Source organism: Bradyrhizobium tropiciagri, assembly GCF_001189845.1.
Lineage (GTDB): Bacteria > Pseudomonadota > Alphaproteobacteria > Rhizobiales > Xanthobacteraceae > Bradyrhizobium > Bradyrhizobium tropiciagri.
This window is the reverse complement of record NZ_LFLZ01000081.1, coordinates 22268-38277: the sequence shown is the minus strand read 5'-3', so window position 1 is coordinate 38277 and position 16010 is coordinate 22268. Positions and strand designations below refer to the sequence as shown.

Annotated in this window: 16 protein-coding genes and 2 pseudogenes; 12 read left to right on the top strand and 6 right to left on the bottom strand. The window is 64.3% G+C overall.

Features of this window, described 5'->3' with window-relative positions:
* Window positions 1-90: 90 nt before the first annotated feature.
* Window positions 91-2114: pseudogene (gene paaZ / locus AKN84_RS38115) on the bottom strand (phenylacetic acid degradation bifunctional protein PaaZ).
* A gap of 112 nt (window positions 2115-2226) precedes the next feature.
* Window positions 2227-3018 carry a 2-(1,2-epoxy-1,2-dihydrophenyl)acetyl-CoA isomerase PaaG gene (gene paaG, locus AKN84_RS38110; protein WP_050425543.1) on the bottom strand — a complete coding sequence of 264 codons (792 nt, stop codon included), beginning with the start codon at window positions 3016-3018 and terminating at the stop codon, window positions 2227-2229.
* 391 nt (window positions 3019-3409) lie between these two features.
* On the opposite strand from paaG, the gene AKN84_RS38105 reads away from it, so the two are divergent.
* Complete coding sequence (locus AKN84_RS38105; protein ID WP_128971524.1) at window positions 3410-4390, top strand: AraC family transcriptional regulator; 981 nt, start codon at window positions 3410-3412, stop codon at window positions 4388-4390.
* On the opposite strand, the gene AKN84_RS38100 is transcribed toward AKN84_RS38105, so the two are convergent.
* Window positions 4387-4788, bottom strand: coding sequence for a hypothetical protein (locus AKN84_RS38100; RefSeq protein ID WP_050425541.1), 402 nt, complete (start codon window positions 4786-4788; stop codon window positions 4387-4389). The two genes, AKN84_RS38105 and AKN84_RS38100, sit on opposite strands and share 4 nt — an antisense overlap.
* A 240-nt stretch (window positions 4789-5028) precedes the next feature.
* On the opposite strand from AKN84_RS38100, the gene AKN84_RS38095 reads away from it, so the two are divergent.
* Window positions 5029-6003 carry an AraC family transcriptional regulator gene (locus AKN84_RS38095; protein ID WP_162240931.1) on the top strand — a complete coding sequence of 325 codons (975 nt, stop codon included), beginning with the start codon at window positions 5029-5031 and terminating at the stop codon, window positions 6001-6003.
* A 32-nt stretch (window positions 6004-6035) separates the two neighbouring features.
* Here AKN84_RS38095 and AKN84_RS38090 read toward each other — a convergent pair whose 3' ends face one another.
* Window positions 6036-6323 carry a hypothetical protein gene (locus AKN84_RS38090; protein ID WP_128971522.1) on the bottom strand — a complete coding sequence of 96 codons (288 nt, stop codon included), beginning with the start codon at window positions 6321-6323 and terminating at the stop codon, window positions 6036-6038.
* 371 nt (window positions 6324-6694) lie between these two features.
* Here AKN84_RS38090 and AKN84_RS38085 point away from each other — a divergent pair, with 371 nt between their 5' ends.
* From AKN84_RS38085 to AKN84_RS49585, 9 genes are all read left to right on the top strand, one after another.
* The gene (locus tag AKN84_RS38085) at window positions 6695-7135 is read left to right on the top strand and encodes a hypothetical protein (protein ID WP_128971521.1); all 441 of its coding nucleotides are present in this window, start codon (window positions 6695-6697) and stop codon (window positions 7133-7135) included.
* Window positions 7136-7172: 37 nt separating this feature from the next.
* Window positions 7173-8192 carry a DUF4424 domain-containing protein gene (locus AKN84_RS38080; protein ID WP_128971520.1) on the top strand — a complete coding sequence of 340 codons (1020 nt, stop codon included), beginning with the start codon at window positions 7173-7175 and terminating at the stop codon, window positions 8190-8192.
* 159 nt (window positions 8193-8351) lie between these two features.
* Window positions 8352-9566, top strand: a complete 1215-nt coding sequence (locus AKN84_RS38075) for an acyl-CoA dehydrogenase family protein (RefSeq protein ID WP_050425536.1) — start codon at window positions 8352-8354, stop codon at window positions 9564-9566.
* Complete coding sequence (locus AKN84_RS38070) at window positions 9535-10086, top strand: hypothetical protein (RefSeq protein ID WP_128971518.1); 552 nt, start codon at window positions 9535-9537, stop codon at window positions 10084-10086. Before AKN84_RS38075 ends, AKN84_RS38070 begins: the two co-directional genes overlap by 32 nt.
* A 231-nt stretch (window positions 10087-10317) precedes the next feature.
* The gene (locus AKN84_RS38065; protein ID WP_050425534.1) at window positions 10318-11439 is read left to right on the top strand and encodes a branched-chain amino acid ABC transporter substrate-binding protein; all 1122 of its coding nucleotides are present in this window, start codon (window positions 10318-10320) and stop codon (window positions 11437-11439) included.
* 193 nt (window positions 11440-11632) lie between these two features.
* A complete protein-coding gene (locus AKN84_RS38060; RefSeq protein WP_128971517.1) occupies window positions 11633-12763 on the top strand; it encodes a hypothetical protein in 1131 nt (376 codons plus the stop codon).
* 12 nt (window positions 12764-12775) lie between these two features.
* Complete coding sequence (locus tag AKN84_RS38055; protein WP_050425532.1) at window positions 12776-13633, top strand: alpha/beta fold hydrolase; 858 nt, start codon at window positions 12776-12778, stop codon at window positions 13631-13633.
* A gap of 52 nt (window positions 13634-13685) precedes the next feature.
* Window positions 13686-14525, top strand: a complete 840-nt coding sequence (locus tag AKN84_RS38050) for a class I SAM-dependent methyltransferase (protein ID WP_050425531.1) — start codon at window positions 13686-13688, stop codon at window positions 14523-14525.
* A gap of 75 nt (window positions 14526-14600) precedes the next feature.
* Window positions 14601-14747, top strand: a complete 147-nt coding sequence (locus AKN84_RS49585) for a hypothetical protein (RefSeq protein ID WP_244485705.1) — start codon at window positions 14601-14603, stop codon at window positions 14745-14747.
* On the opposite strand, the pseudogene AKN84_RS49580 reads toward AKN84_RS49585, so the two are convergent.
* Together AKN84_RS49580 and AKN84_RS38045 are read right to left on the bottom strand one after the other, a co-directional pair.
* Window positions 14690-14947, bottom strand: a pseudogene (locus tag AKN84_RS49580) (GFA family protein); the annotation flags it as partial. The gene AKN84_RS49585 and the pseudogene AKN84_RS49580 overlap by 58 nt on opposite strands.
* Window positions 14948-14969: 22 nt before the next feature.
* Window positions 14970-15545, bottom strand: coding sequence for a TetR/AcrR family transcriptional regulator (locus AKN84_RS38045; RefSeq protein WP_050425530.1), 576 nt, complete (start codon window positions 15543-15545; stop codon window positions 14970-14972).
* An 81-nt stretch (window positions 15546-15626) separates the two neighbouring features.
* Here AKN84_RS38045 and AKN84_RS38040 point away from each other — a divergent pair, with 81 nt between their 5' ends.
* Entirely contained in the window at window positions 15627-15944 is a 318-nt protein-coding gene (locus AKN84_RS38040; protein WP_050425546.1) for a hypothetical protein, read from the top strand.
* Window positions 15945-16010 lie beyond the last annotated feature (66 nt).

The following is a 16010-nucleotide window of genomic DNA, read 5'->3' as shown; positions in this document are numbered from 1 at the left end:
TCTCCGCGAGCGCAGCTGTCACCGTCTATGCGGAGGCGGCCCCTCACCCCAACCCTCTCCCCGTAAGAACGGGGAGAGGGAGCCCAGCGGCTATCGCATCGCGTTCATTGTCAGCAGCTCGTAGGTCGCCGCGGTCTCGCCGGTCCCGGTCGTGATCTCGACGTCCCAGCGCACCTCGCCATATTGCTTGTTGCGTGGCGTCTTCTCCTTCGCGGTCAACCGCACCTGGATCTGTTCGCCCGGCTGGACCGGCTTCACGAAGCGCAGCGAGTCGAGGCCGTAGTTCGCCAGCACCGGACCATAGTCGGGATCGACGAACAGGCCGGCCGCGAACGACAGCAGCAAATAGCCATGCGCGACGCGGCCCGGGAAGAACGGGTGCCCCTTGGTCGCTTCCTCATCCATGTGGGCATAGAAGGTGTCGCCGGTGAAATGTGCGAAGTGCTCGATGTCGTCGAGGGTTATCTGCCGCGCTTTCGAGACCAGCGTGCGGCCGATCTCGAGATCATCGTAGTGATAGCGGAACGGGTGCAGGTCACCCTCGAGCACCGGGCTGCCCTTGAACCAGCGGCCGGTGACACCGCTCAGCATGCGAGGAGAGCCCTGCAGCGCGGTGCGCTGCATGTAGTGCTGCAGGCTGCGGACGCCGCCCAGCTCCTCGCCGCCGCCGGCGCGGCCCGGGCGCCGTGAACCATCTGCGGCATCGGCGAGCCGTGTCCGGTGTGCTCGGTCGCGCAGTCGCGGTCGATGATCGCGACACGGCCATGGAAGCTGCCGATGCCGAAGGTGAGTTCGGTCGCCGTCGGGATATCGTGGGTGTAGACCGATGCGACGAGGCTGCCGCCCCCGCGATTGGTCAGTGCGATGGCCTGGTCCAGATCGTCATAGCCCATCACGGTACAGACCGGTCCGAACGCTTCGATCTCGTGGACCGCGGTTGCGGCGAGCGGCTTCGCGCAATGCAGCAACAGCGGCGGAACGAAAGCGCCGCGCTTGGCGTCGGCGTCGACCAGCGGGAAGTTGCCGGGATCGCCGGCCACCAGCTCAGCCTCGGTGCGGAGCTTCGCGACGTGGGCAAGCACATCGCTGCGCTGGGCGAGGCCGACCAGCGGTCCCATCCTGACCTTGTCGCTTTCGGGATTGCCGATCACGACCTTTGCCAGGCGCTCGCGCAAGGCGGTGATCACGGCATCGAGCTGTGTTGACGGCGCCAGTGCGCGGCGGATCGCGGTGCATTTCTGCCCCGCCTTGACCGTCATCTCCTTTGCCACTTCCTTGAGGAAGAGATCGAACTCCGGGCTTCCCGGCACGGCGTCCGGAGCGAGGATCGCTGCATTCAGTGAGTCGCGCTCGGCGATGAATCTGACAGCCTCGCGCGCAACGACCGGATGCCGTTGCAGCTTCTGCGAAGTATCAGCCGAGCCCGTGAACGACACCACGTCCTGGCAGGTGAGGTGGTCGAACAGATCGCCGGTCGATCCGACGATGAACTGGAGCGCGCCTTCCGGCAGCACGCCGGACTCGGTGATCATCCGGGCCAATTCGTAGGCGACATAGGAGGTGACCGTCGCGGGCTTGGTGACGACGGGAACGCCGGCGAGCAGTGCGGGCGCCAGCTTCTCCAGCATGCCCCAGCACGGAAAGTTGAATGCGTTGATGTGCACGGCGACGCCGTGCAACGGCGTGACGATGTGCTGGCCGGCGAACGCGCCACCTTTGGAGAGCCCTTCGACATTGCCGTCGAGCAGGTACCTGGTGTTCGGAAGCTCGCGGCGACCCTTGCTGGCATAGGCGAACAGCGTGCCGATGCCGCCATCGACGTCGATCATGGCGTCGGTGCGGGTCGCGCCCGCATGAAGCGATAATTTGAAGAGCCGGTCCTTATGCTGGCTCAGATAGTCCGCTAGCGCCTTCAGCAGGCCCGCACGCTGGTGGAACGACAGCTTGCGGAGATTATTGCCGCCGACCGCGCGGCCATAGGCGAGGATCTCGCGCATGTCGAGATCGCTCCTGGTCGCGAGCGCCACCACGTCGCCGGTGACGGCGCTGTGGATCTCGGCAGCCGGTTCGCCCGCGCCGGACCACTTGCCGCGCACGAAGCAGTCGAGCTTCATGATGTTGTCGGACGTCCGGGTGCCGCTGGATTGAGGCTGTGTCATCGAAGTCGAATCCTCTGACTTGTGATCAATGATGCGTCCCGCCTTGCGGCGGAACGTTCAATCGGTGTTAAGCTCTTCCGGTGAAGCGCGGCGCGCGCTTGTCGAGGAAGGCAGTGACGCCTTCGGCGTAGTCCGCCGATCGGCCGGCGCGGCCCTGCAGGTCGCGCTCGAGATCGAGTTGCGCATCGAGTGTGTTGGTCTCGGAGGCATCGAGCACCTGCTTGATCAACGCAAGGCCGTCGGTCGGCTGCGTCGCGAGCGAGGCGGCGAGGGCGTGCGCCTCCGTCATCAGCTCGGGATCCTCGGCCACCTTCCAGATCATGCCCCATGCCTCCGCCCGTTCCGCCGAGATCGGCTCGGCCAGCAGGGCCAGCGCACGCGCTCGCGCGCCGCCGACCAGCCGCGGCAAGAACCAGGTGCCGCCGGAATCCGGGACGAGGCCAAGCTTCGCGAAGGCCTGAATGAACTTGGCCGACCGTGCGGCGATCACGATATCGCAGGCAAGCGCCACGTTCGCGCCGGCCCCTGCGGCGACGCCGTTGACGGCGCACACGACCGGCATCGGAATGCTGCGCAGCTTGCGCACCAGCGGGTTGTAGAACTTCTCGATTGGCGCTGCGAGATCGGGCGTCTCGCCCGGCGTGAAGACGCCGTGCGAGAGATCCTGCCCGGCGCAGAACCCGCGTCCCGCTCCGGTCAGGATCAGCGCGCGGCAGGACTTGTCCTGTTCTGCCGCGACCAGCGCGGCCATCAATGCGGCGTGCAGATCGGCGCTGAACGAATTCAGGCGGTCGGGTCTGTTGAGTGTCAGGACGCGATATCCGGCGCGGATATCGGTCAACACCAGATCGCTGACCATGATTATCTCCCGTTCTCTGGCTTCTGACGACCGAGGTCGTTTGACCTGCGACCGGATTACTATTGACCGTCCGGTCAGTCAATTATAAATTATGCGTGCTCCAATGCGGACGGCCGTCTTCGAGCCTATCGGAGCGAGGACGATCTTAGTCCCGGCCGCGAGTTCGGGCGCGACAATCCCATCGAGATCGGAGCAATTTCGCGCGCCGCGCCGGACCTCGTATTTGCGATGCTTATGCGCGGACGCTTGACACTTGTCAGATCGAGGCATCGGCGGAACCCGCGAAAGGTTCACGTTCACAGCCGCGCTGCATGGCCCCCATGCCGCGGTATCCGGCGCCACAAATCAGCCGCATATCAACGGCGACCTCCGCCGCCATGAGGGCGAGCCTATGACAATGCAGTCGGGCGATTTCACAGGGTTTCGATTCTCGACTGCGCATTTCGGCGAGCGAGAGCGCTTGCCGATCTTTCGCGAGCAGATCGGGCGGATGATCGTCAAGCTCGATCCGGAGCCGCTCGACGACGGCGCGTTTCATGCGGAAGCGAATGTGCGCGAATTGTCCGGGCTCGGCATCGGATCCTGGGCGTGCAGCAATCTCAGGATCGCAAGACCGCGCGAACTGCTCGACGGCACCGACGATCTGGTGCTGACGATCATCACGAGCGGTAACGTTCGCGCGTCGCAGCGCGGCCGCGACATCGAACTCAGCCCGGGGCAGGCCGTGCTGCAGTCGAGCGCGGAGGCCGGCAACATGGTTGTCCCGGTGTCGCCGAGCCGCTTCGTCGGCCTCAGGCTGCCGCGCAAGGCGCTTGCATCGCTGGTTCGCGATCCCGAAGACATGTTGATCTGTCCGTTGCCGGCGAACACCGAAGCCATGCGCCTGCTCGCGCTCTATATCAGGGAGCTCGACGACAGCTACCAGCTCGCGACCCCCGAGCTGCGCAGCGCCGTCGTCAAGCATCTGGTCGATCTCGGTGCGCTGATCATCGGCGCGAACCGGGATGCAGCGGTTGCCGCCGAAGACGGCGGGCTGGCCGCCGCGCGGCTTGCCGCGGTCAAGGCCGACATCAATGACAATCTCAGCTACGGCGACCTCACTCTGCCCGCGGTGGCTGCCCGGATGAAACTCACGCCGCGCCATATCCAGAGGCTGTTCGAAAGCGCGGGTTCGACCTTCTCGGAGTTCGTGCTCGGCCAGCGCCTGGCGCGCGCGCATCATCTGCTGACCGATCCACGCCACAGCGGCAGCACCATCGGCACGATAGCCTTCGAGGTCGGGTTCGGCGATCTCTCTTACTTCAACCGCACCTTCCGTCGGCATTACGGCGCAACGCCGTCGGATATTCGCGCAATGCCGCGAATGCGCTAGCCGACATCGATCTTCGATTCCAACTCATCGCGGCGTGCTCCGCCGCGGAAAACGATCAAGGCAAACAGGGCAGCTCCCACGAACACAATGAGCGAACCGACGACGACGACGGGCTCGTAAGCCGGGCCGCCGATCCGGATGGCCGCAATTCCGATCGGAAAGATGACGGCGCCGATCGCGGAGAGCCAGGCCTGTGTCCTGGCGAGTGGACCGGTGGCCGCGGCAGGAAACGCATGGTAGTAGAGCCCGGCAAGGAACAATGCGACGAATCCGAGCAGATTGAGATGCGCGTGGGCGGGCGCCAGCGTGAAATCCTGGGCCACACCCATGCCGATGCCGAGACCAAGCCCGACGAGAAAGAGGACGACGCTGACACGCAAGAGGTTCGATGCGAGCATTGCGCCTCCAATTGGTGAACTCGATGCCATCCCTTGTCCCATGCCCGAAAATCCCTAAGCCGCGTGTCCTTGGCAATTTGCCGGCCGACCCTTAGGCGTCTCGGAAACGCGACGCATGGACTGATGCGACATGCATTTGGACGGAGACGACATCGTGGACAATCGAGCCGGACGTTGCGGAGCCGCCACAAATCAGCCGCAGATCGCGAGCGCCGTGCCGCAGCACCAAGAGAGGCGATGATGCCAAACGCGCCGGATGTCTCGGATTTTCGCTACTCGACCGCGGATTGGGCGGAGCGCGAGCGATTGACAATTTTTCGGGAACGGATCGGGCGCATGATGGTGAAGCTCGATCCGGCGCCACTGATCAACGGCGCGTACTATAGCGATGCCAGAGTGCTTGCGCTGCACGGGCTCGGGATCGGATTCTGGACGTTCGCCAACCTGCGGGTCGAGCGCACGCGCGAACTGCTCGATGGCTGTGACGATCTGTTGCTGGTGATTGGCGCCAGCGGCAGTCGGCTGGTGTCGCACCGCGGTCGGGAGCGGACAATCGGCGCCGGTGAGGCAATTCTGATGGCGACCGCAGAGACGGCCACGATGACCTACCCTTCGCCGTCACGCCTCATCAGTCTGCGATTGCCGCGAAAGGCGTTGATGCCACTGGTGCCGAATCCCGAGGACGCGCTGATGCGTCCGCTGCCGCCCTCAAGCGACGCGCTGCGATTGCTGACCCACTATGTCCGGGATATCGACGATCTTTATCGGTCGGCGAGCGCGGAGCTGCAACATCTCGTCGTCAGCCATGTGATCGACCTTGCGGCGCTGGTGATCGGCGCGTCCAGGGACGGGGAGGTGTTTGCGGAAGGGCGCGGCCTTGCTGCCGCGCGGCTGGCCGCGGTCAAAGCTGACGTCGGCGAGAGGATAGGAGAATACAGCCTCAGCCTGGCTGCTGTGGCGAGGCGCCAGAAGATCGCGCCACGCCAAATTCAGCGGCTGTTTGCCGGCGAAGGGACGACATTTTCGGATTTTGTGCTCGACCGGCGGCTGGTGCGCGCGCACAGCTTGCTGAGCGATCCGCGCAGCAGTGGCCGCAGCATCAGCACCATTGCGTTTGAGGCAGGGTTCGGCGACTTGTCCTACTTTAACCGCACGTTTCGCCAGCGCTACGGTGCAACGCCGTCGGACATTCGCACCGCGCCGCGCCGCTCCTGACGGAACGCATGCCGCGGGGCTGCGGCCGCAGTCTATGGCTCGCCGCAGCCCGGCACCCGCCGGATCTGTTCGATCAATCGCTGATTGCGCTCCGCGGACAGCGCGCTCTCATTCGCGCACATCAGCATGGCGACGCATGCCGCCTTTGGTTCGGAGGGCCAGGCGATGGTGCCGTCAATCGCGCCGTCGCATTTGCGGTAGGCGTTCTTCGCATCCCAACGGATCGCGACTTCGGATGCGGAAGTCGAAGCGGCCATCACGATCAGTGCTGCTCCGATCAACAGGAGCGATCGGGATATCCGCCGATATGATCCGCGCATGCCGTTTGTCCATCCTTATGAAGGTCGTCGACGATACAGGAGCGTCCGAGGCGGGCGATCATTAACGGGCGGCGTGCCTGCATACAACGTCGCCGTTGGACGACCATGCGACAGACGGAGACAAATTCGATTCAAGTCGTGGACCGATGTCGCATATGTCCAAATCAGTGTCGCATCGGTCCGTGCCGCACATCCGCGAAGCACATAAAAGGTAGCTTCCGTCTGATCGCGACAGGAAGAGTACTTGCCATTCAATATCGTTTCGCAGCGACGGCGCGCGTGCGCGTGCATCGATATTGGATTCGGAGAAAGATCACGACGCAGCGAACCGGTTCGGCTTTGCGCGCACTCATTCAGGAAGGATTGCGCTCATGTCGGTTTCGTTCATTCGATCAGCATCAGTGATGTTCTGCCTTCTGGCGGGAATAGCGCCGATCGCCACCGAGGCCGCGGGTACGAAACCTGTGCTCAGGATCGAAAATGGGTTCCAACAGACCGTCGCGGTCTCAGCCGGGAGCGAACTCTCGTTTGGACCACAGCGGCAATCGCCGATCCGGCCCAGTGGCACCAGCGCCGGAGAAATCACGATCTCGCTTGCGGCCGGCGCTACCGCCGGTATTGCCAAGCTGCATGTTTTCGAGCGCAGTGCTGTCCCGATCGGATTCATGGTGACGGCCTGGCAGGGCTGGAAATCGATCGCTGTCGTAAAGCTTTGCGGTCATCTCGAGACGGACAGTTGGGTCGTGCTGCCGATCGAGACGACGCACGTCGACGTCTCCGATTTCTTCCCGGTCAAGGACGGATGCGACTGACTGCCGCGAGTTTGCTCCCCCAATCAGGAGAGAAGGAATGGCCATGCCTCCGATAGCCAAAGGGGCTTTTCTAGTCCTGCTTGCCGGGCTGATGCCCTGGTGCGCGCAGGCCAATGACACGTCCGCCGCGCTCGAAACCGGGGGGCTTCGTTTCAAGCAGGACCACGACATCGTGATGCGCTCCGAGGACCTGTTCATCTCCGAGAAGCAGATCCGGATCGTCTACCGGTTCGTCAACACCTCGGCGGCCGACAAGACGATCATGATCGCGTTCCCGATGCCCGATATCGCCGGCAAGGAGAGCGACGAGAATATCGGCCTTCCGACCGACGATCCCGAAAACATCTTCGATTTCCACGTCAGGGTCGACGGCAAGGCGGCCTCGCCGCATCTCGAACAGACGGCGCTGGCGAACGATGTGGATCAGACGGCGCTGTTGCGGAAGCTCGGAATCCCGCTGATGCCGATCAGGGGACCCGCGGGCGAGCTGCTCGACAAGCTGCCGAAATCGAACTGGCCGGAGCTCGTCAAGCTGGGTATCGGCACCATCGAGACCTATGGCTCGGGTGGGCCGATGCAGGATCACCTAATACCGACCTGGACGTTGCGCTCGGCCTATACCTGGACGCAGACCTTCCCGGCCGGCCGGGAGATCACCTTCGAGCAGACCTATCGTCCGAGCGTCGGCGGCTCCGTGCAGACCATCATCGGCGCCGATAACTGGCGCAGTAATCCCGAAGCGCCCGCGTTTCTCGCGTCATACTGCATCGACGACGACCTGATCCGCAGCCTTGAGCGGGCGCGGGCGACGAGGCGCGCCCCCTATCCCCCGTTCAGTGAACGGTCGATTGCCTATGTGCTCTCGACCGGTGCCAACTGGGCGGCGCCGATCGGCGACTTTCACCTTACCGTCGACAAGGGCGAGCCGAATAATTTCGTCAGCTTCTGCGCCGAAGGCGTCAAGAAGACCGGACCGACCCGCTTCGAAGTCCGGCACGCCAACTTCACGCCGTCGCGAGATCTGAAGATTGTCATCTTTGTTCCGAATCCGAATTAAGGCAGGCAAGGTGCGTGCAATGAGGGCGAACATTGTTGTGTGATGTCGCATGCGTCCCAGTCAGCGTCGCATCTGTCCGAGCCTCGCATCGCCGCGGCGATTAAAAGGCGGCCCCCGCCGGTTACCTTACGCCGGCGATTCATCGACAGCGAGGCAGCCATGACTGAAACCATCCGATCATCCTTCGTCGATGCTGCCGCGGCGCTTGCGCCACTGGTTCAGGCATCCGCACAGGAGAGCGAGCGATCGCGGCGGCTAGCTGTCCCGCTGGTCGAGGCGATGGCGCAGGCAGGCCTCTTCCGGCTCTGGATTCCGCGCGCCATCGGCGGCGAGGAGGTCGACCCGATGACCCTCGTTCGGGTGGTCGAGGAGATCTCGCGTGCCGATGGTGCCGCAGGCTGGTGCATGGCCATCGGCGGCATCTATGGCGTGTTTGGCGGCTATCTTGGCAAGGATGCCGCGCGCGAGATCTACGGCAGCGACCCGCTGGTTCGAACCGCGGGAGCCTTGCGGCCGTTCGGCACAGCTGCGGTCGTCGACGGCGGTTATCGCGTCACGGGCCGCTGGCCGCTCGGAAGCGGCTGCCAGCACTCCGGCTGGATGATCGGCAATTGCCGGATCTTCGACGGCGATCAGCCGCGCTTGCACCCTGATGGCACTCCGGTGATGCGCTTCATGTTGTTCCCGACCGCGCAATGCGAGATCTTCGATACCTGGCACAGCATCGGGCTGCGCGGCACCGGCAGCCATGACTATGCGATCGCGGATGCCTTCGTGCCGTCAGCGCGGTCGCTCTCGTTTCGCGAGCCGCCGGTGGAGCAGGGGCCGCTCTATGCGTTTCCGACCATCGCGCTGTTCGGGGCGGCGCTCGCGGCCGTGCCGCTCGGCATCGCTCGCCACGCCATCGACATCCTGGTCGGGCTCGTCGGACGCAAGATCGCGTCGCGCTCGCGCAAGCTGCTCCGCGAGGATTCGCTGGTGCAGGCTGATCTCGGACGCGCCGAGGCCTTGCTGGGCTCGGGACGGGCTTTCCTCTACGAGACGCTGGGAGAGGCGTGGCAGGCGATCAGTGCCGGCAAGGCACTCAGCGTTGCCGAGCGCGCCAAGCTGTGGCTGGCATCGACTCACGCGGCGAACACGGCCAAGCAGGCGACCGAGCTGATGTTCGGTGCCGGCGGCTCGGCGTCCGTCGACGTGAGTCGCGGGCTCGAGCGTTGCGTGCGTGACGTCCATGCTGCGGTCCAGCACCTCGCTCTGGCGCCGGCCAACTATCAGATGGCAGGCGAGGCGTATCTCGGTGCGGACATGCGGTCGACGCCCCTGCTGATCTCGGATGACCGCGATGAAGCGCGTTCCCCGTCCCCCGTGCAGTGAACGGTCGATCGCCTGCGGGCTCGAGACGGTCGTGAAGCCGGCGCTCTGCCTGCTTCTCTGGGCTGGCGCGTTGATCGGCGCCGCATCGGCGCAGTCCACAGATCCGCATCGTCCGACGGCGCTCGGCCTGGGTGTCAATCGCGCCAACATCACCAATGATGTCCGGGGCCATTACTACACGTTCATGGCGGGTCCGGGCCACGTCGACGTCGAGCTCGCCTTCAAGGAAATGGGCGTGTTCGGCCGTCCGCTGCCGCAGCATCTCAACTTCGACTTCTGGAACGCGGACGGCGTTCGGCTGTCCCACATCGAATTGCTGTCACAGGGCACCATCGCCTGCCGGCACACCGATGCCGATCTGCCGGCGCGACAACGCATCAATTTGGCGGTGTCGACGCAATGGGGCGCGATCAAGATCGGCGGCTACTACGAGATCGAGTTGAAGGGCGCTGTCGAGCCTGCCGCACCGGTCGGGGCCGGCGTCAAGCCGGAAGAGTCCGAGCCGCTGGTGCGGCCGTGATGTGCCGTCACGCACACGAGATGGATGGCTTCTTGTGCGATTTGAGCACCAATGCACGGCAACGTGTTTCACATTGTTGCTCGTTGTCGCATATGTCCAATCCCCCGTCGCCCCAGTCCGAGCCTGCCGGCCATCGCGCGCATACAAGGCAGCCCCCGGTGACCGTCGCAGCCGGCGAGTTGAGTCGATTGCGATGCATTGAGGCGACTTGAGACCATCGAGGAGAATGTGATGAAGTTTGCACTTCGAGGATATTGTCTTGCGCTTGGCGCGAGCCTGGCCTTGTCCAGCGCTGCCATGGCGCAGGATATCAGTGTTGCCGTGGTTGGGCCGATGACCGGCTCGGAGGCGAGCTTCGGCCAGCAGTTCAAGAACGGCGCCGATCTCGCGATTGCCGATATCAACGCGGCCGGCGGCGTGCTCGGCAAGAAGCTGAAGCTGGAGGTCGGTGACGATGCCTGCGATCCGAAGCAGGCGGTGTCGGTTGCCGAGAAGATGGCGGGCGCGAGGATTCCGTTCGTCGTCGGGCACTTCTGCTCGTCGACCTCGATTCCCGCCTCTGACGCCTATGCCGAGGGCAATGTGCTGGAGATCACGCCGGGCTCGACCAACCCGCTGTTCACCGAACGCGGGTTGTGGAACACGTTCCGCGTCTGCGGCCGGGATGACCAGCAGGGCATGGTCGCGGCCGCCTATATCATCAAGAACTACAAGACCAAGAACGTCGCGATCATCCACGACAAGACGACCTACGGCAAAGGTCTTGCCGACGAGACCAAGAACGCCATCAACGCGGCGGGCGTGAAGGAAAAGCTCTATGAGGCCTACACCAAGGGCGACAAGGATTTTGCCGCGCTGGTGTCCCGCTTCAAGAAGGAATCGATCGATTTCGTCTATGTCGGCGGCTACTACGCCGAAGCCGCGTTGATCCTGCGTCAGATGCGCGAGCAGGGGGTCAATGCCGTGCTGATGGGCGGCGACGCGTTGGTCGACAAGCAGTTCGCCGCGATCGCGGGGCCGCTTGCCGAGGGCTCGCTGTTCACCTTCTCGCCGGATCCGCGCAAGAAGGTGACGGCGGCCGCGACCTTGAAGAAGTTCAAGGACAAGGGTATCGATCCGGACGGCTACACGCTCTACAGCTATGCCGCGTTCCAGATCTGGAGCCAGGCCGTCACCCGCGCCCAGACCACCGATGCCAAGAAGGTCGCGGCGGCCATCAAGGCCGGAAGCTGGGACACCGTGCTCGGCAACATCAGCTACACGCCGAAGGGCGACATCACCCTGATCGACTACGTCGTGTACCGGCGCGACAAGGACGGCAACTACGCCGAGCTGCCGGCCGCCGGTCAATGATCGCTGGCCGCGACATCGGCGCTCCTCCCTGATCGATGTCGCGGCTGTGCCGGCTCACAGCGCCAACGGACCAACCCTCTGCCAGCCCCGGAGGTTGTTGGCGCTGTGACGCCAGGCAGCAACGCTACCAACTGAATTATCCAACGACTGTCATCGCCGGACGTCGTTCGACGGCAACGGAAGAGAGCAACACGTGTCTGACATGAGTCTGGGCAATGGCGGCGGCCGTTCTGGCGAATGGCGTGCCGCGGGGCAGTCGCAAGAATCGGCGCAAGGATCGTCTCAAGGATCGTCGCAGGGACCATCGCATTCCTATCCGCTGCTGGTGCGCGATCACGGTCTCGGCACCGCGCTGAAGCTGCTGCTCGAGACCTTGCCTTATGCGCTGGCACGATGGGGCGTGCTGCTGGGCTTTGCCGCCGCGTGCGCGGTGTTTGCCTTTGTCGCCGTGGGCGGCGCGGTGTGGCTCGGCACCCATGTCGCCAGCGTGTTCGGCTATTGCTGGCTGCTCGGCACCCTGCTGCTCGGCGGATGGATCTGGGGTGCCATCCTGCGCTACACGTTGCACATGATTGCCTGCGGCCACGTCGCCGTGCTGACCGAACTGATCACGCATGGCCGCATCGGCAACGGCACCGAAGGGCAGTTTGCCTATGGCCGCCGGATCGTGATGGACCGGTTCGGCGAGGTCGCGGTCCTGTTCGGGCTCAATGGGCTGATCCGCGCCGTGCTGCGCGCGTTTCACAATGCGCTCGATACGCTCGGCGATTGGCTGCCCGTGCCCGGCATGAAGGCGATCGTCGGCCTGCTCAACACCATCCTGTCGGCCGCGACGCGCTATCTGGACAAGGTGGTGCTGTCCTACGATCTGGCGCGTGGCGGCGACGATCCCAGGCGCAACATCCAGGACGGGCTGGTCTATTATTGCCAGAACGCCAGGCCGATCCTGACCACGTCGGTCTGGATGGTCATCGTCGAACGGATCCTGAGCATCCTGCTTTGCCTGCTGCTGCTGGTTCCCGCCGGGCTGGTGACGGTCTGGTTGCCGGAGGCCGTCAGGGAGTATGGCGCCATCGTCACCGTGTTCATCGCCGCCCTGCTGGCCGTGACGGTGCGTGCCGCATTCATCCAGCCGCTGTTCCTGATCTGCATGATGATCCGCTTTCACGCCCTGATCGAGCACCAACCGATCAATTCGACCTGGGTCGCTATCTCGACGGCCTCTCCGACAAGTTCCGGCAGATCGGACGCTGAGACTGCGTTCGCGTGTCGTGCCGAGCAGCAAGCCTACCGGCCGATGCCTGGTGTTGATCGTAATTCGTAACGGAGATGTTCGGTGACCGATATCACGCTCGACAATCACGGCATCAGGCTTGCAGCATCCGTCCATGGCCCGCTGGACGGCGAACCGATCCTGTTCCTGCACGGCCTGTCGCTGAGCCGGGACACCTGGCAGGAAATCGCCGGCCGGCTGAAGGATCGATATCGGATCTGGACCCTGGATTTCCGCGGCCACGGGCACTCGGATCGTGCCCCGGACTATGATCTCGCCGCCTATGTTTCGGATGCAAAGACCGCGCTGGCCGCAATCGGGCGCCCGGCGGTGATTGTCGGCCATTCGCTCGGCGGCTGCGTTGCCGGCGTGCTGGCGCAGAGCGGTGATGCCAATGTGCGCGCCGCCTTCCTCGAGGATCCGCCGTGGTATCTGGGGCAACCGGGGGAGTGGGAGAAATCGGCCTTCCCAAAACTGTTTTCCATCGCCAGGGCGCGTCAGGCTGCGTGGCAGCAAACGCACGCGCCGCTCAGCGCGTATCTTGCTTTCGTTGCCGACACTCCGACGCCGATGGGCGGAATCGGACGCGATCATTACGGCCCACGTCATCTGCTCAGTCACGCCTCTGCGCTGCAGCGGCAGGACGGGCGGTGCTGGGCCGATGGAAACGTTGCGGGCGCCGTCCTGGCGGCGATCCCAACCGAGCGGGAATTCCTGTGTCCGGTCAGGATTGTCCAGGCCGATCCGGGATGTGGCGCGGCTTTTCTCAGGGATCACGAGGCGCGCCTCGCGTATGGCAATCCGCGTGCTGACATCGTTCGCTATGAGGGATGCGGCCATTCACCCCACCGCGCCATCGCGTTCGAGCAGCGCTTCGCGGCAGACCTGCAAGCCTTCCTGTCGGGCCTGCTGTCGCGGTGAGCGCGGGCGCGAGCCGGCACATCATATCCACGAACCGAAGACGGGGCCATCCATGCAAGAGACGTCCGGTTACGATCCGAACTACGTGATGGGGCGCTCGACCGCGGAGACCGACAGGCTCAAGCGCCAGTCGCAGCTCTACGATGCGTCGACATGGCAGCTTCTGAAGGAGGCCGGGCTCGCGCCGGGCATGAAGGTGCTCGACGTCGGAAGCGGCGCCGGCAACGTGTCCTTCATTGCCGCAAGCCTGGTCGGCGAGAGCGGGACGGTCGTCGGCGTCGACAGCAATCCCGCGATCGTCGACGAGGCTGCGGCCGCCGCGCGCTCGCTCGGTCTGCGGCAGGTGTCATTCCGGGTCGGCGACATCAACACGATCGAGCTGGACCGGGATTTCGATGCGGTCGTCGGCCGACTTGTGCTGATCTACGTGAAGGATCCTGCGGCGCTGGTTCGACAATTGCTCGCCCACCTCAAGCCTGGCGGCATCGTGGCGTTTCAGGATCTGGACTGGGGTGAGGGGCCGATCGCCAATCCGCCGTCGCCGCTGCTGTCGCAGGCGTGGGGCACTGTGAAGGAGATGTTCCATCGTGCCGGGCTGAACAACCGGATGGGACTATCGTTGCACGGCGCCTTCGTCGCGGCCGGGCTTCCGGCGCCGCGCATGAGCCTGTTTGCGCCGGTGGGAGGCGGCATGGATTTCGACGGTTACGACTACATGGCGAGCGGCCTGCGCAGCAACCAGCCGCATATTGTCAAGCGCGGCGTCGCTACCGAGGCGGAGCTGGCGCTGGATAGTTTTGCCGAGCGCCTGCGCACCGAGGTGGTCGGCATGCAGGGCGTCTTCGCGCTGCCGACCTTTGTCGGCGCCTGGTCGCGCAAGCCGGCGGGTTGATTGCCGCGGGCGCGGCCGTCACACATTCTGCGCAAAGCGCGTAGTGCCTGCGACCGGCGCGAGCCATGTGGCGGCGTGGTCGGTGTAGATTTCGATCTGCGGCCGAAGGCGTCCATGCTGTCGAGCGTGCCGGCCTTGACCACGACCTTGCCGGGCATCAGCGCGGTCTTGGCCAGGATCGGCGAGCCACAGCCGCCGCAGAAATGGCGTTCCACCGGGTGACCGCTGTCACCCCTGTCGATGAAGACCGCGGTCTTGCCGGATTGCTGATACTCGGCCTCGCGGACCACGACATTGAGCGAGAACAGGCTGCCGCTCAGCCGCCGGCAATGCGTGCAGTGACAGATTGCGATCCCGCGCGGTTCGGTCTTCAATTCGTAGCGCACCGCGCCGCACAGGCAGCCACCCTTTCGATCCGGCATGATGTTTCCTCCCAAAACTTCCTCAGGTGCCCATCACCGCGTCGACGAAGGTCGCAGCCGATCCCTTCAGCTGCTTGCGGCTGTAGCCGGCGCGCTCCATCACGGCGAGGCCGCGCGTGAAGGTCACGATGACCCGTGCCAGCCGATCGGCATCCGCCGCGCGCCGCCGGCCCGGAGCCGCGCTGAGCGTCCTGCCGATCAATTGCTCGAGCCGGCCCAGCACATCCCGTACGCGCTGACGCACCTCGGTGCTCGAGATGGCCGCATCAAGCGCGGTGCGCGTCGTCAGGCATCCGCGCGCCGGCGAGCCGTCGGTCATGTTGACGATGATCATGTCGAAGAAATTTCGCAAAGCGATCGTCGTGTCGGCGTGAGCCAGCGCATGACCGGCCGCTTCGAGGAATTGCCCGGCATATTGATCGAAGGCGCGCAGGAAGATCGCTTCCTTGTCGCCATAGGCGTTGTAAAGGCTGCCGCGCTGCACGCCGGTGGCGGCGGCAAGGTCCTGCATCGTCGCGTCGTGCAGGCCCTTGCGCCAGAACACGTCGAGCGCCGTCGCGATCACCTCGTCCTCGTCGAACTGACGTACACCCACCATCCGACTCGCTCCGCCTGAGTATCCTTGACATCATCGTCAAGATTGACAATCATGTCAAGAATGATGCCCCGGGAGATCAGCATGATTACCGCCGTCACGTCTTTCAAATTGCCCAAGCCGATCACGCGCGAGGAAGCGCGCGCCATCTTCCTCAGCACCGCGCCGATCTATCGCGGCGTACAGGGATTGTTTCGCAAGACCTATGTGCTGTCCGAAGACGGCATGATGGCTGGCGGCATCTATTTCTGGAACTCGCGGAGCGAGGCGGAAGCTTTGTACACCGATGCGTGGCGCGCCAGCGCCCGGGAAAAGTATGGCGCCGATCCGATGGTGACCTATTTCGAGAGTCCGGTGGTGGTCGACAACATCGCCGAGCAGATCAGCTCCGGCGACCACTAGGAAGGCGTCGTCGCGTCAAATGACAGCGGCGGAACTTTCGACCGTCGCCCGGCGGCGCATGTCCGC